The organism is Thauera sp., from assembly GCF_047601425.1.
In the GTDB taxonomy this organism is placed as follows: domain Bacteria; phylum Pseudomonadota; class Gammaproteobacteria; order Burkholderiales; family Rhodocyclaceae; genus Thauera.
Window position 1 is genome coordinate 3,166,107 of sequence record NZ_JASGJL010000001.1, and the last position, 12,750, is coordinate 3,178,856.

Annotated in this window: 13 protein-coding genes; 3 read left to right on the forward strand and 10 right to left on the reverse strand. The window is 64.4% G+C overall.

Annotation, left to right across the window (positions count from 1 at the left end; translation table 11 throughout):
- Positions 1-27 precede the first annotated feature (27 nt).
- The 7 genes from QM748_RS15295 to rpmH form a co-directional block, all read right to left on the reverse strand.
- Positions 28-360 (reverse strand): helix-turn-helix domain-containing protein, encoded by a 333-nt coding sequence (locus QM748_RS15295; protein WP_415247767.1) that lies wholly within the window; start codon positions 358-360, stop codon positions 28-30.
- Positions 361-580: 220 nt separating this feature from the next.
- A complete protein-coding gene (locus QM748_RS15300; protein ID WP_415247768.1) occupies positions 581-712 on the reverse strand; it encodes a hypothetical protein in 132 nt (43 codons plus the stop codon).
- A 106-nt stretch (positions 713-818) separates the two neighbouring features.
- Positions 819-2,180, reverse strand: a complete 1,362-nt coding sequence (gene mnmE, locus QM748_RS15305; protein ID WP_415247769.1) for a tRNA uridine-5-carboxymethylaminomethyl(34) synthesis GTPase MnmE — start codon at positions 2,178-2,180, stop codon at positions 819-821.
- Positions 2,152-3,810 carry a membrane protein insertase YidC gene (gene yidC / locus QM748_RS15310; RefSeq protein ID WP_415247770.1) on the reverse strand — a complete coding sequence of 553 codons (1,659 nt, stop codon included), beginning with the start codon at positions 3,808-3,810 and terminating at the stop codon, positions 2,152-2,154. Before yidC ends, mnmE begins: the two co-directional genes overlap by 29 nt.
- Before the next feature lie 20 nt (positions 3,811-3,830).
- Positions 3,831-4,040, reverse strand: coding sequence for a membrane protein insertion efficiency factor YidD (gene yidD, locus QM748_RS15315; protein WP_004350463.1), 210 nt, complete (start codon positions 4,038-4,040; stop codon positions 3,831-3,833).
- Positions 4,037-4,462, reverse strand: a complete 426-nt coding sequence (gene rnpA, locus QM748_RS15320) for a ribonuclease P protein component (protein ID WP_415247771.1) — start codon at positions 4,460-4,462, stop codon at positions 4,037-4,039. Before rnpA ends, yidD begins: the two co-directional genes overlap by 4 nt.
- On the reverse strand, positions 4,401-4,535 hold the full coding sequence (gene rpmH, locus QM748_RS15325; protein WP_002926183.1) for a 50S ribosomal protein L34: 135 nt from the start codon (positions 4,533-4,535) through the stop codon (positions 4,401-4,403). The genes rnpA and rpmH overlap by 62 nt, the downstream gene beginning before the upstream one ends.
- Before the next feature lie 236 nt (positions 4,536-4,771).
- Between rpmH and dnaA the strand changes: the two genes are divergently transcribed.
- The 3 genes from dnaA (at position 4,772) to gyrB (ending at position 10,125) form a co-directional block, all read left to right on the forward strand.
- Complete coding sequence (dnaA, locus tag QM748_RS15330; RefSeq protein ID WP_415247772.1) at positions 4,772-6,298, forward strand: chromosomal replication initiator protein DnaA; 1,527 nt, start codon at positions 4,772-4,774, stop codon at positions 6,296-6,298.
- A gap of 47 nt (positions 6,299-6,345) precedes the next feature.
- Positions 6,346-7,455, forward strand: coding sequence for a DNA polymerase III subunit beta (gene dnaN, locus QM748_RS15335; RefSeq protein WP_415247773.1), 1,110 nt, complete (start codon positions 6,346-6,348; stop codon positions 7,453-7,455).
- Positions 7,456-7,629: 174 nt separating this feature from the next.
- Positions 7,630-10,125 (forward strand): DNA topoisomerase (ATP-hydrolyzing) subunit B, encoded by a 2,496-nt coding sequence (gene gyrB, locus QM748_RS15340; RefSeq protein ID WP_415247774.1) that lies wholly within the window; start codon positions 7,630-7,632, stop codon positions 10,123-10,125.
- A 130-nt stretch (positions 10,126-10,255) separates the two neighbouring features.
- Here gyrB and QM748_RS15345 read toward each other — a convergent pair whose 3' ends face one another.
- The 3 genes from QM748_RS15345 to QM748_RS15355 are packed head-to-tail and all read right to left on the reverse strand — an operon-like array spanning position 10,256 to position 12,722.
- Positions 10,256-10,789 (reverse strand): hypothetical protein, encoded by a 534-nt coding sequence (locus tag QM748_RS15345; RefSeq protein ID WP_415247775.1) that lies wholly within the window; start codon positions 10,787-10,789, stop codon positions 10,256-10,258.
- The gene (locus tag QM748_RS15350; RefSeq protein ID WP_415247776.1) at positions 10,786-11,421 is read right to left on the reverse strand and encodes an ACP phosphodiesterase; all 636 of its coding nucleotides are present in this window, start codon (positions 11,419-11,421) and stop codon (positions 10,786-10,788) included. Before QM748_RS15350 ends, QM748_RS15345 begins: the two co-directional genes overlap by 4 nt.
- 29 nt (positions 11,422-11,450) lie before the next feature.
- Positions 11,451-12,722 carry an MFS transporter gene (locus tag QM748_RS15355; RefSeq protein WP_415247777.1) on the reverse strand — a complete coding sequence of 424 codons (1,272 nt, stop codon included), beginning with the start codon at positions 12,720-12,722 and terminating at the stop codon, positions 11,451-11,453.
- Positions 12,723-12,750 lie beyond the last annotated feature (28 nt).

Here is a 12,750-nt window from a genome sequence, read left to right on the forward strand (position 1 = left end):
GGCAGCCCCTCTTCATGCCCGCGTCCATCAATCCAGTACCACCAGGAATTCGGTCGCCAGCGCGGTCGGCTGAACGTCCCGGACATTGCGTTGCAGGGAAACCAGCCCATAGTCCGCCATCAGCCGCAGCGTGCGCGACAGGTTCGGCACCTTGCGCCCGCTGAGTTCGGCCAGTTCCGTCAGGGACTTGGGTTGCCTGTCGTGAATGAGGCGCAGCAGACGGCGGTTGTCATCGGAAAGCACAGCAGCCAGCGATGCCAGGGATGGAAACCAGATGCTTGGCATCTCGCTCCCTTGCGGGAGTGGTCTATCCGGCTGTCGGACGCCGACAATGCAACGCTTCATGATCGTGAGGTTCATAACATGTCTGTTTGACGATTGTATCAGTGCGTGATAATCATCGTTGTTAAGAATGTCTCCGTTGCGGATGGCGGTGCCCTTTTGCAGCAGAAAGGGACAAGGCAAGGGAATGGTGCCCAAGGGACAACGGCCCTGCCCGGAAAAGGAAAAGGCCCTCTCAAGCCGAAGCAGCAACGATCACCAGATTCCCCGACGGCGCCAGCCCGTCGATGTAGTCCGACTACGCCTGCAACATTTCCCGCCGCTGTTCGGCATACTCGGCGCGGTTGTAAATACCGCGCACCCCGCTGATGGTGTGGTTCAGCGCCTTTTCCACCACATCCGAAGGCCAGCCCTGTTCGTGCAGCAGCATCGAAGCCTTGTTCCCTCTTGCGCCAGATGACGCTGCGCACGTCCTCGGCGGTAATGTCCCGGATCGGCTTGCTGCCGATGCCGGCAGGATGTCCATAGGCACCACCTCACTTCCCGATACAAAACCTCGAAAAAATCACCCCCAGCAGATCATCCGCACTGAACTCCCCGGTGATCTCGCCGAGGCTTTCCTGCGCCAGGCGCAGTTCTTCGGCGAAGAGTTCGAGGGCGGCGGACTGGGTGGCGGCGGATTCGACGTGGGCGAGGGCGGCGCGCAGGGCGTGAAGGTGGCGTTCGCGGGCGAGGATGACGTCTTCGCCGTGGGCGTGCCAGCCGGCGATGCGCAGCAGTTCGGCGCGGACGAGGTCGATGCCGGTGCCGTGGCGGGCGGCGACCTGAAGGCGGACGTGGCCACTTTCGTCTTCGCTACGGCCGGCTTCGAGGCCGGCGAGGTCGATCTTGTTGGCGACGGTGATGCGTTCGGCGTCGCGCGGCAGGCGGGCGTCGATGGCCTCGGGAGCGCTGTCCGACGCGGCAGCGCTGGCGTCGACGAGGCGCAGGATGACGTCGGCGCGTTCGATTTCGCGCCAGGTGCGCTCGATGCCGATGCGTTCGACGGTGTCGGCGGTTTCGCGCAGGCCGGCGGTGTCGATGATGTGCAGCGGGATGCCCTCGATCTGGATCGTCTCGCGCAGCGCGTCGCGGGTGGTGCCGGCGATGTCGGTGACGATGGCGCGGTCTTCGCCGGCGAGCTGGTTGAGCAGGCTGGATTTACCGACGTTGGGTTCGCCGACCAGCACGACGTTGAGGCCGCTGCGCAGCAGCGCGCCCTGGCGGGCACGGTCGAGCACGCTCTCGAGCTTGTCGCGGATTTCTTCGAGGCGCGGCATCGCGCGCGCGCGTTCGAGGAATTCGATTTCTTCCTCGGGGAAGTCCAGCGTGGCTTCGACCAGCATGCGCAGGTCGATCAGCGCATCGACGATGCGGTGGATTTCTTCCGAGAAGCGACCGGACAGCGAGCGCACCGCGGAACGGGCGGCGGCGGCAGTCGAGGCTTCGATGAGGTCGGCGACGCTTTCGGCCTGGGCGAGGTCGAGCTTGCCGTTGAGGAAGGCGCGGCGGGTGAATTCGCCGGGTTCGGCGAGGCGGGCGCCGAGTTCGAGGCAGCGCGCCAGCAGCATCTGCATGACCACCGGGCCGCCGTGGCCTTGCAGTTCGAGCACATCTTCGCCGGTGAAGGAGGCGGGGCCGGGGAAATGGAGCAGGATGCCCTGGTCGATGGCCTCGCCGGCGGCATCGGTGAAGGTCGCCAGCATGGCCTTGCGCGGCTGAGGCGCGCGGCCGCAGAGCCCGGCGGCAAATTCACTCAGGCTGGCGCCCGAGACGCGAACGACACCGATGCCTCCCCGGCCCGGTGCCGTCGCGATGGCGGCAATGGTGTCAGGCTGTCTTGCTGCCGGGTTTTGCACTTTCGATCATCCGCGTGATCTGCCATTGCTGGGCGATCGACAGGATGTTGTTGACCACCCAGTACAGCACCAGGCCGGACGGGAACCACAGGAACATGAAGGTGAACACGATCGGCATCGCCATCATGACCTTGGCCTGGATCGGGTCCGGCGGCGTCGGGTTCAGCTTCATCTGGATCAGCATGGAGACGCCCATGATGATCGGCAGGATGAAGTAGGGGTCCTTCGCCGACAGATCCTGGATCCAGCCCAGCCAGGGCGCATGGCGCATCTCGACGCTGCCCAGCAGCACCCAGTACAGCGCGATGAACACCGGGATCTGCACCAGGATGGGCAGGCAGCCGCCGAGCGGGTTGATCTTCTCGGTGCGGTAGAGATTCATCATCTCCTGCTGCATCTTGGCCTTGTCGTTGCCGTACATCTCCTTCATGCGCTGCAGGCGCGGACCGAGCACACGCATCTTGGCCATCGACTTGTAGCTGGCAGCCGACAGCGGGAAGAACAGCGCCTTCAGCGCGACGGTCACCAGGATGATGGCCCAGCCCCAGTTGCCGGTCAGCTTGTGGAACCACGACAGCACCCAGAACAGCGGCGCGGCGATCACCGTCAGCCAGCCATAGTCGACCACCAGGTCGAGGCCCGGGGCGATGCCTTCGAGCTTGTCCTGCTCCTGCGGGCCGGCGTACAGGCGGGTGCCGACCGTGGCCTGCGCGCCCGGTTCGATCGCCGCCACGGGCATGATCAGGCCGGCCGAGAACATGTTGTTGCCCAACGGACGGGCGAAGTACTCACGCTGCGTGCCCTGCTCCGGCAGCCAGGCGCTGACGAAGTAGTGCTGCACCATCGCCACCCAGCCGTCGCTGGCGTTCTTGACGAACTTGGCATCACCCTCGGTGATTTCCTTGAACTGGACCTTCTGGAACTTGCCGGCGTCAGTGAAGAAGGCCGGGCCGGTGAAGGTATTCACACCGAAGGCTTCCACCTGCTCGGCGGCTTCGCCGTCGCGGGTGAGCTGGAAATAAGCATGCGGGGCGATGGCCTGGCCGCTGCCGTTGCGGATCTCGTAGCTGACGTCGATCAGGTAGCTGCCGCGCTGGAAGCGCATCACCTTGGTGACCTGCAGACCGTTCTGCTCGGGCGCCTGGAGGCGCAGTTCGACCTGATCCTCGCCGTCCTTCAGCGTCACTTCGGAAGCCGGCAGCGCGAACAGCGTCTTGTGCGTCGGCAGCCCTTCGCCGATCAGGCCGGACTGGGCGAAATACTGGTGGCGGACGGAGCCGTCGTCCAGCAGCACGAAGTTGGCCTCGCTCTCGCCAGCGGCCTGATGCTGCTTGAGCTCGAGGCGGACGATGTCGCCGCCCTCGGCGGACACCTGGGCACGCAGCAGGTCGGTTTCGACCACCACTCGCGGCGCCGAGGTAGCCGTGGCGGCAGCCTGGCCGCCGGGCACGGCGTTCTGGCCTGCGGCCAGGCCGGCCGACGGCGTCGGCACCGAGCCGTCGGCCGCTGCGCCGGCAGCAGCCGTCGCCTGGACCGCCGGAGCGGGATTGTTATGCTTGATCCAGCCTTCCCACAGCATCACCAGCGAGAAGGAGAAAACCAGGAAGAGGATGAGGCGGCGTTGATCCATCGGATTCGTTCTGTCTCAGGTCAGGGAACGGGATCATACCCGCCCGGATTGAAAGGGTGACAACGCCCCACCCGTCTTGCCGCGAGCCAGCCGCCGCGCAGCGCGCCATGGCGCTGGACGGCTTCGATCGCGTACTCGGAGCAGGTCGGATGAAAACGGCAGTTGCGCCCCAGCATGGGGCTGATCGCATAGCGGTAGAAGCGCAGCAGGGCGATCAACAGGGTTTTCATGGCCGGGGCAGCTTTTGCAGCAAGGCGAGCAGGTCCTGGTTCATCTCGGCCCGTGTCGCCTTGGCGACCGGTGCATGCAGGCGGACGACCATGTTGACCGCGGGCAAGGATTCACGATTGCGGCGAAAGATCTCGCGCGCGATGCGCTTCACCAGGTTGCGGGTGTTGGCGCGCTTGGCGAGCTTCTTGGCCACCACCACGCCCAAGCGGGCCGTGTCGAGGCCATTGGGTCGATAGTGCAGCATGTAGAAGCGCCCGCGCAGTGCCCGCCGAAAAGCAAAAACGGATGAATACTCATCCGTTTTATGCAATCTGTGAGCGCTGCGGAAACCCTGATCAGCGCCCGAGGGCAACGTCACCTCAGACGGCGAGGCGATGACGGCCCTTGGCACGACGTGCGCGGATGACCGCACGGCCGCCACGGGTCTTCATGCGGACCAGGAAACCATGGGTGCGCTTGCGACGGACGACGGAGGGCTGGTAGGTGCGTTTCATGATCGACTGCCAATGTTAGGTCAAACGCGAGAGTTAAATGGATAATCCCATGTTTGTCAATCACAATTTTTGGCCGGGCCTGTGGATAAGTCCCCTCCAGGGGGTTAGAATAGCCGGCTTCCGAGCTTCGCCGCGAAGGCAGGCGCCGACACCCGAACGTCCGGCCGCCAAGAAGCCGCCCATGCAGCATCCCCCTGCCCGTGCCCGCCAATGCGCCACCTGAGTGCATGCTGCACATGCTTGCTGTAGATACCGCCCATCAACACGAACCGAACACCCACGAACCCGCCGTGACCGAAGACTTCTGGCCTTTCTGCCTGTCGCGCCTTGAACAGGAGTTGCCGCAGCAGCAGTTCAACACCTGGATCAAGACCCTGCGGGCCGAGTCCGGCGAGGACGGCACGTTCCGGCTGATCGCCCCCAACCGCTTCGTGTTGCAATGGGTTCGCGAACGCTACCTGGGCCGCATCCACGAGCTGGGCGAGGAGCATGCCGGCAATCCGCTGCAGGTGGAGCTCCAGCTGCCGCCGGTCGGCGCTTCGCGCAACAGCCGCCCGGCCGCAAGCACCGCCGCCGCACCGGCCCGGCCTGCCGCAACCGAACCGGCAGCCGATGCCGCCCCGGCATCCGTCGCTGCTGAAGCTGCGCCCGCCCGCGCTCCGCGCGCGACCGCCGCCAGCCGCGACATCGAACCTGCGCCAGCGGCATCGTCCGCTTCCTCCGGTCTCGAACTGGCCTACGAGAAGACCCGCCTCAACCCGGATTTCACCTTCGACACCCTGGTCACCGGCCGCGCCAACGACCTCGCCCGCGCCGCGGCGATGCAGGTGTCGCAGAACCCCGGCACCTCGTACAACCCGCTGTTCGTTTACGGCGGCGTCGGCCTCGGCAAGACCCACCTGGTGCACGCCATCGGCAACGCGGTATTCAGGCACAACCCCCGTGCGGTGATCCGCTACGTGCACGTCGAGGACTACTACGCCGACGTCGTGCGCGCCTACCAGCAGAAGAGCTTCGACGCCTTCAAGCGCTACTACCGCTCGCTGGACATGCTGATCATCGACGACATCCAGTTCTTCAACAACAAGAACCGGACGCAGGAAGAATTCTTCCACGCCTTCAACGCCCTGACCGAAGCGCGCAAGCAGATCGTCATCACCTGCGACACCTACCCCAAGGACATCCAGGGCCTGGAAGACCGCCTGATCTCCCGCTTCGACTGGGGCCTGACGGTGCAGATCGAGCCGCCCGAGCTGGAAATGCGCGTCGCCATCCTGAAGAAGAAGGCCGAGGCCCTGCGGGTGGCGGTGGACGACGACGTCGCCTTCCTGATCGCCAAGAACCTGCGCTCGAACGTGCGCGAGCTGGAAGGCGCGCTCAACAAGGTCGTCGCCTATGCCCGCTTCCACGGCCGCCAGATCGGCCTCGAAGTGGCCAAGGAAGCGCTCAAGGACCTGCTGCACGCGCACAACCGCCAGCTTTCGATCGAGCACATCCAGAAGACCGTCGCCGACTATTACAAGATCAAGGTCGCCGACATGCACTCCAAGAAGCGCACCCGCGTCATCGCCCGGCCGCGCCAGGTGGCGATGTGGCTGGCCAAGGAGCTGACGCCGATGAGCCTGCCGGCGATCGGCGAAGCCTTCGGCGGCCGCGACCACACGACGGTGCTGCACGCCTGCCGTACCATTACCGAGCTGCGCCTCGGCGACCACCAGCTCAACCACGACGTCCACGTGCTCACCCAGGTGCTGCGCGGCTGACCCGAAACTGTTTCCTTCCGATCAACTCAACGACCCGATCTGACGCCATGCTCCTGCTCACCACCACCCGCGATGCGCTCCTGGCCCCGCTGCAGTCGGTTGCCGGCATCGTCGAAAAGCGCCACACGCTCCCGATCCTGTCCAACGTGCTGATCGAGAAGCGCGGCGACCAGCTCACGATGCTGGCCACCGACATCGAAATCCAGATCCGCACCATCACCGCCGGCCACATCGGCGGCGAAGACGCCTCGATCACCGTCGGCGCGCGCAAGCTGCAGGACATCCTGCGCGCCCTGCCCGACGGCGTCGACATCAACCTGACGCTCGACGACAAGCGCCTCACCGTCAAGGCCGGCCGCAGCCGCTTCCAGCTCCAGACCCTGCCCGCCGCCGACTACCCGCGCCTGTCGCCGCCGGACGAAGCCGCCGCGCGCATCACCATCAGCCAGCGCAGCTTCAAGCGCCTGCTCGCCCAAGTGTCGTACTCGATGGCGCAGCAGGACATCCGCTACTACCTCAACGGCCTGCTCATCATCGCCGACGGCGGCGAACTGCGCATGGTCGCCACCGACGGCCACCGCCTGGCCTATGCCGCCGCCGACCTCGACGCGCCGGTGGAGCAGCGCACCGAAGCCATCCTGCCGCGCAAGACCGTGCTCGAACTCGCCCGCCAGCTCGCCGACAGCGAAGACCCGCTGGAAATCGTCCTCGCCGGCAACCAGGCAGTGTTCCGCTTCGGCCCGATCGAGCTCGTCACCAAGCTGATCGACGGCAAGTTCCCCGACTACGAGCGCGTGATCCCGCAGGCCCACCCCAAGCTGATCAACTTCGCCCGCCAGCCGCTGCTGGCCGCGCTGCAGCGCGCCGCGATCCTGACCAACGAGAAATTCCGCGGCGTGCGCATGGTGCTCGAGGACGGCCTGCTCAAGATCGTGTCGACCAACGCCGAGCAGGAAGAGGCGATGGAAGAGCTCGAAATCGACTATCACGACGACAAGCTCGACATCGGTTTCAACGTCACCTACCTGCTCGACGTGCTCAACAACCTCTCGTCCGAGACGATGGATTGGCGCTTCAACGACGGCAACTCCAGCGCCCTGATCACCCTGCCCGGCAACGACAAGTTCAAATACGTCGTGATGCCGATGCGCATTTAGTGGAGCGCGAATAAACCTGTTGCGCGGGTCGGCGTCGCCGCTGTGATGCTCGCCATACAGCAGTATGGCTGCGCTTCTCGCGCCGACGCCGACCCGCTCGCTACGGTTTCTTCACGCTCCACTGTGGCAATTTTGTTTCTTAGCAGCAGCGTTCTTTGAATCACCGAGATGACCATGTCCGAACCGCAAAACACGCCGGCCCCGCAAGGGAGCAACGACTACGACGAATCCAGCATCCAGCAGCTCGAAGGGCTGGAGGCGGTGCGCAAGCGCCCCGGCATGTACATCGGCGACACCTCCGACGGCACCGGCCTGCACCACATGGTGTTCGAAGTCGTGGACAACTCCATCGACGAGGCCCTGGCCGGCCACTGTGACGACATCGTCATCACCATTCACGCCGACAACTCCATCTCGGTCACCGACAACGGCCGCGGCATCCCGGTCGGCGTCAAGATGGACGACAAGCACGAGCCCAAGCGCTCGGCGGCCGAAATCGTCATGTGCGTGCTGCACGCCGGCGGCAAGTTCAACCAGAACAGCTACAAGGTCTCCGGCGGCCTGCACGGCGTCGGCGTGTCCTGCGTCAACGCGCTGTCGAAGTGGATGAAGGTCATCGTCTCGCGCGACGGCAAGAAGCACCAGCTCGAATTCGAGCGCGGCAAGCCGCAGAACCGCGTCATCGAAGTCGTCGACGGCGTCGAGGTCAGCCCCACGCGCATCGTCGGCGAAACCAGCAAGCGCGGCACCAAGGTGCATTACCTGGCCGACGACGAAATCTTCGGCACCGTCGAATACCACTACGACATCCTCGCCAAGCGCCTGCGCGAACTGTCCTTCCTCAACAACGGCGTCAAGATCCGTCTCGTCGACCAGCGCACCGGCAAGGAAGAAGACTTCGCCTTCGCCGGCGGCGTCAAGGGCTTCGTCGAATACATCAACCGCGCCAAGACGGTGCTGCACCCCAACGTCTTCTACGCCACCGGCAACACCCGCATCCCCACCGGCCAGGGCCACGACGCCGAACTCACCGTCGAAGTCGCCATGCAGTGGAATGACAGCTACCAGGAACAGGTGCTGTGCTACACCAACAACATCCCTCAGGCCGACGGCGGCACCCACCTCACCGGCCTGCGCGCGGCGATGACACGCGTCATCAACAAGTACATCGAAGAAAACGAGATCGCCAAGAAGGCCAAGGTCGACATCACCGGTGACGACATGCGCGAAGGCCTCGCCTGCGTGCTGTCGGTCAAGATGCCCGACCCCAAGTTCGCCAGCCAGACCAAGATGAAGCTGGTGTCCTCCGAAGCCCGCCCGGCGGTCGAAGAAGTCGTCGCCAGCAAGCTCGCCGACTTCCTGCTCGAAAACCCGATCGATGCCAAGACCATCTGCAACAAGATTGTCGAAGCCGCCCGCGCCCGCGACGCCGCCCGCAAGGCCCGCGAAATGACCCGCCGCAAGGGCGTGCTCGACGGCGTCGGCCTGCCCGGCAAGCTCGCCGACTGCCAGGAAAAAGACCCCGCGCTGTGCGAGCTCTACCTGGTCGAGGGCGACTCCGCCGGCGGCTCGGCCAAGCAGGGCCGCGACCGCAAATTCCAGGCCATCCTGCCGCTCAAGGGCAAGATCCTCAACGTCGAGAAGGCCCGCTTCGACAAGCTGCTGCAGAGCCAGGAAATCGCCACCCTGATCACCGCGCTCGGCACCAGCATCGGCAAGGACGACTACAAGCCCGAAAAGCTGCGCTACCACCGCATCATCCTGATGACCGACGCCGACGTCGACGGCGCCCACATCCGCACCCTGCTGCTCACCTTCTTCTACCGCCAGATGCCGGAACTGGTCGAGCGCGGCCACATCTACATCGCCCAGCCGCCGCTGTACAAGATCAAGCACGGCAAGACCGAGATCTACATCAAGGACGACCACGAGCTCAACGGCCACCTGCTCAAGCTCGCCCTCGACGGCGCCAGCCTGACCCCGCGCGAAAGCGCCGCGCCCATCGTCGACGAAGCCCTCGGCGGCCTCGCCCGCAGCTACCTGCTGGCCGAAGCCGTCATCAGGCGCCTGGCCAACTACATCGACCCCGAAGTCCTGCAAGTCATGCTCGCGCACGACCTGCAGGTCAGCCTCGACGACGAAGCCGCCGCCCGCAGCTCCGCCGACAGCATCCAGGCCCACCTGCCCGAAGGCCTCAGCATCTACCCCGAGTACAACGAAGAAGCCGAAGCCTGGCGCCTCGTCATCGAGCGCCTGCATCACGGTAACCTCAAGTACGGCTGGGTCGAGCAGGAGTTCCTCGCCTCCGGCGACTACCGCAGCATCCGCAACGCCGCCGAAGCCATCGCCGGCCTGATCGGCCCCGGCGCCGAAATCCGCCGCGGCGAAAAGCGCCAGCCCGTCACCCGCTTCGCCGAAGCCATCACCTGGCTGCTGCGCGAAGTCGAACGCGGCCTCACCAAGCAGCGCTACAAAGGCCTGGGCGAGATGAACCCCGAGCAGTTGTGGGAAACCACCATGGACCCTGCGGTTCGCCGCCTACTGCGCGTGCAGATCGATGACGCGATTGCGGCGGATGAGATTTTCACGACGCTGATGGGGGACAACGTGGAGCCGAGAAGGGCGTTCATCGAGGGGAATGCGCTGTATGCGCAGAATATTGATGTGTGAGAAAGAAATTTAAATTTATGCCATGTATGTGAGGTTCTCATAGCGCGGCTATTGAAATGAGCTCCGTAACTGGAGCTCATTTCAATTATTGCCTTCATACCGTCAAGCTAGCTAACCAGGTTACTCAAAGTCAGAATAGCTGCGTCGGCTGCGCGATCTTCTGGAACGGCTCCCCATAGATCGACTGGTAGTCGATCTGTACCTTCAGGCGGTTCAGTCTGGTCATCAGCTTTGTAAACTCTGTCTCACATGTTTCCGATATTGGAGTCTTGAGACCAATCAGCGGCTCATCCACTTCAGGCCCAAAGCTGAGCGATGTTTCAGGGGCGGTCCAACTGGTAGAAAAACAATCTCCGCGAAGATCCAACTTGGTCAGCACCTCCTTCCATCCGCCCAGGGCTGTCGACCCAATCGGCTCATCATCCACAAATAGCTTGAATCCAGTGAAATAGGCCGGTCCAAGGCCGTTGTTGGACAAATACCAACCGTAACGACCACGTTTGGAGTCCGAGTGGAATGCAAGTGTGATTCTAGGTTGGACCGAAATCCGATCGTGCCGTTTGGAGAGCTCGATTTGATAGTATGTGAAAACCAAGGAAATGAGGCCAAGCGCGATACCGCACACGCCAACGACAAGCTCCCAATTAAATTTCCGTGTTCTCATACTTTGTCTCCATCGAGAAAATTCCTCCCCAACTGTATTGCCCCTGCTAACCGCAGCGCATCCGGCAAAAACTCCATGAAATCCTCCTCAAACCCCGCATAGTTCGCCAGCAGTTCTTCCCCCGCCCCCTTCAACTGATTCGGTTGCCGCAAGCGATACTCCCCGATCCGATCGAGCGCCAAAGCCACCGAAGCCGGATCGCGATAACTGGCCAGCCAGTCCTGCGCTGCCATGCGGGCGAACACCTCACGGAACGCCGGCGGCAAGGGCTCGGAATGCGTGGCGATGAGTCGATAGGTGTTGGCCGTGAAACATTCCAGTTCACTTTCCCCAGGCAGATCCTTCGCCAGTTCCGTCCAATGCACCGCGAGGAAATGGTCGTAGAACAGATCGACCATGATGCCGCCGACACGGCGGCGCTGGGCGCTGACGCGAGCGCGGCTGCGCTTGAAGGCGGGGTGGATGTCCGCGTAGGCGTCGATGCGGCGATGCAGGACGAGACCAGCGCCAAGCAGGGGGCCGATGCCCGGCGGCAGTGGATCGAGCGGGCCGCGGACAAAATCGCCGGCAATGCCGCCGACGCGGTCGGAGGACACGGGACCGGCGAGGAAAGCGTGGGCGAGGTAGTTCATGGCGCTATGGACGATAGTGAAAACCGGCGTCAGGCATTGTGCTCCCCATCCTTGCGTTCCTTCGCCTCCGCTGCCAGCAGATGCGGAAACACGTCCATCCTCGCCAGCACCGGAAACAGCTTCATCCACCCACCTGCCACGGCGAGCGTCGCCGCGCCGCCGAACACGACCGCCGGCACCAGGCCGAGCAGGCGCGCGGCCACACCGGATTCGAAGTCGCCGAGCTGGTTCGAGGCGCCGATGAACACCGAATTGACCGCGCTGACGCGGCCGCGGATTTCGTCCGGCGTTTCGTGCTGCACCAGGATCTGGCGCACATAAACGCTGACCATGTCGCCCGCGCCGCTCAAGGCCAGCGCAACGACGGACAGCCACAGGCTGGTGGACAGGCCGAACAGCACCATCGAGACGCCGAACAGGGCCACGCCGCCGAACATCCAGGGCCCGACCTTGTGGCGGATAGGCCGCCATACCAGCATCACTGCGGCCAGCGCGGCACCCACCGCCGTCGCTGCACGCAGCAGGCCGAGGCCAGCGGCGTCGGTATGCAGCACGTCGGTCGCCATTGCCGGCAGCAGCGCCACGGCGCCGCCGAACAGCACCGCGAACAGGTCGAGCGATACCGCACCCAGCACCACCGGGCGCGAGAACACGAAGCGCAGGCCCTCGAACACCGCGCCGGCACCGCGATCACTTTCCTGTGTAGACACGTGGCGCAAGCCGCTGCGCACCCGGCTCATCAGCAGCACCGCGCAGCAGAACAGCGTGGTCGAGGCGATATAAACCGCGTGCGGCCCGCCGAGATAGACCACGCCGCCGAGCACCGGACCGACGATCACCGCGATGTGGAAGGACGAGGAGTGCAGCGCCACCGCCTGGGCGAAGCGCGGCGCCGATACCAGGTTGATCAGCACCGCCTGGCTGGCCGGCATCATGAAGGCCCGCGCGCAGCCGAGCAGCACCAGCACGGCGTAGATCAGGCCGACTTCGCGCCAGCCCGACAGCGTGATGGCCAGCAGCGCGGCCGATGCCAGCCCTTGCAGGGCGAAGCACACGGCGATGATGCGGCTGCGTTCCTTGCGGTCCGCGACCTGGCCGGCGGGCAGGATCAGCACCACGAACGGCAGGAACTGCGCCAGCCCGACCAGGCCGAGCGCGAGCAGGTCGCCAGTCAGTTCATAGACCTGCATGCCGACCGCGACGCTGACCATTTCGGCGGCCAGCGTGACCAAGATCTTTGCGCTCAGGAAGAAGACGAAATCGCGCTCCTGCAATACGTCCAGCCGATCGCCCAGGCTCAATGCCGTCTCCGGGAGTGTTTCTCAAGAC

What these genes read in the sequence shown, in the direction of transcription:
- QM748_RS15295 (WP_415247767.1), bottom strand. Translation starts at nt 360, where the DNA reads ATGAACCTCACGATCATGAAGCGTTGCATTGTCGGCGTCCGACAGCCG.
- QM748_RS15300 (WP_415247768.1), bottom strand. Translation starts at nt 712, where the DNA reads ATGCTGCTGCACGAACAGGGCTGGCCTTCGGATGTGGTGGAAAAGGCG.
- yidC (WP_415247770.1), bottom strand. Translation starts at nt 3,810, where the DNA reads ATGGATCAACGCCGCCTCATCCTCTTCCTGGTTTTCTCCTTCTCGCTG.
- yidD (WP_004350463.1), bottom strand. Translation starts at nt 4,040, where the DNA reads ATGAAAACCCTGTTGATCGCCCTGCTGCGCTTCTACCGCTATGCGATC.
- rpmH (WP_002926183.1), bottom strand. Translation starts at nt 4,535, where the DNA reads ATGAAACGCACCTACCAGCCCTCCGTCGTCCGTCGCAAGCGCACCCAT.
- dnaA (WP_415247772.1), top strand. Translation starts at nt 4,772, where the DNA reads ATGCTTGCTGTAGATACCGCCCATCAACACGAACCGAACACCCACGAA.
- dnaN (WP_415247773.1), top strand. Translation starts at nt 6,346, where the DNA reads ATGCTCCTGCTCACCACCACCCGCGATGCGCTCCTGGCCCCGCTGCAG.
- gyrB (WP_415247774.1), top strand. Translation starts at nt 7,630, where the DNA reads ATGTCCGAACCGCAAAACACGCCGGCCCCGCAAGGGAGCAACGACTAC.
- QM748_RS15345 (WP_415247775.1), bottom strand. Translation starts at nt 10,789, where the DNA reads ATGAGAACACGGAAATTTAATTGGGAGCTTGTCGTTGGCGTGTGCGGT.
- QM748_RS15350 (WP_415247776.1), bottom strand. Translation starts at nt 11,421, where the DNA reads ATGAACTACCTCGCCCACGCTTTCCTCGCCGGTCCCGTGTCCTCCGAC.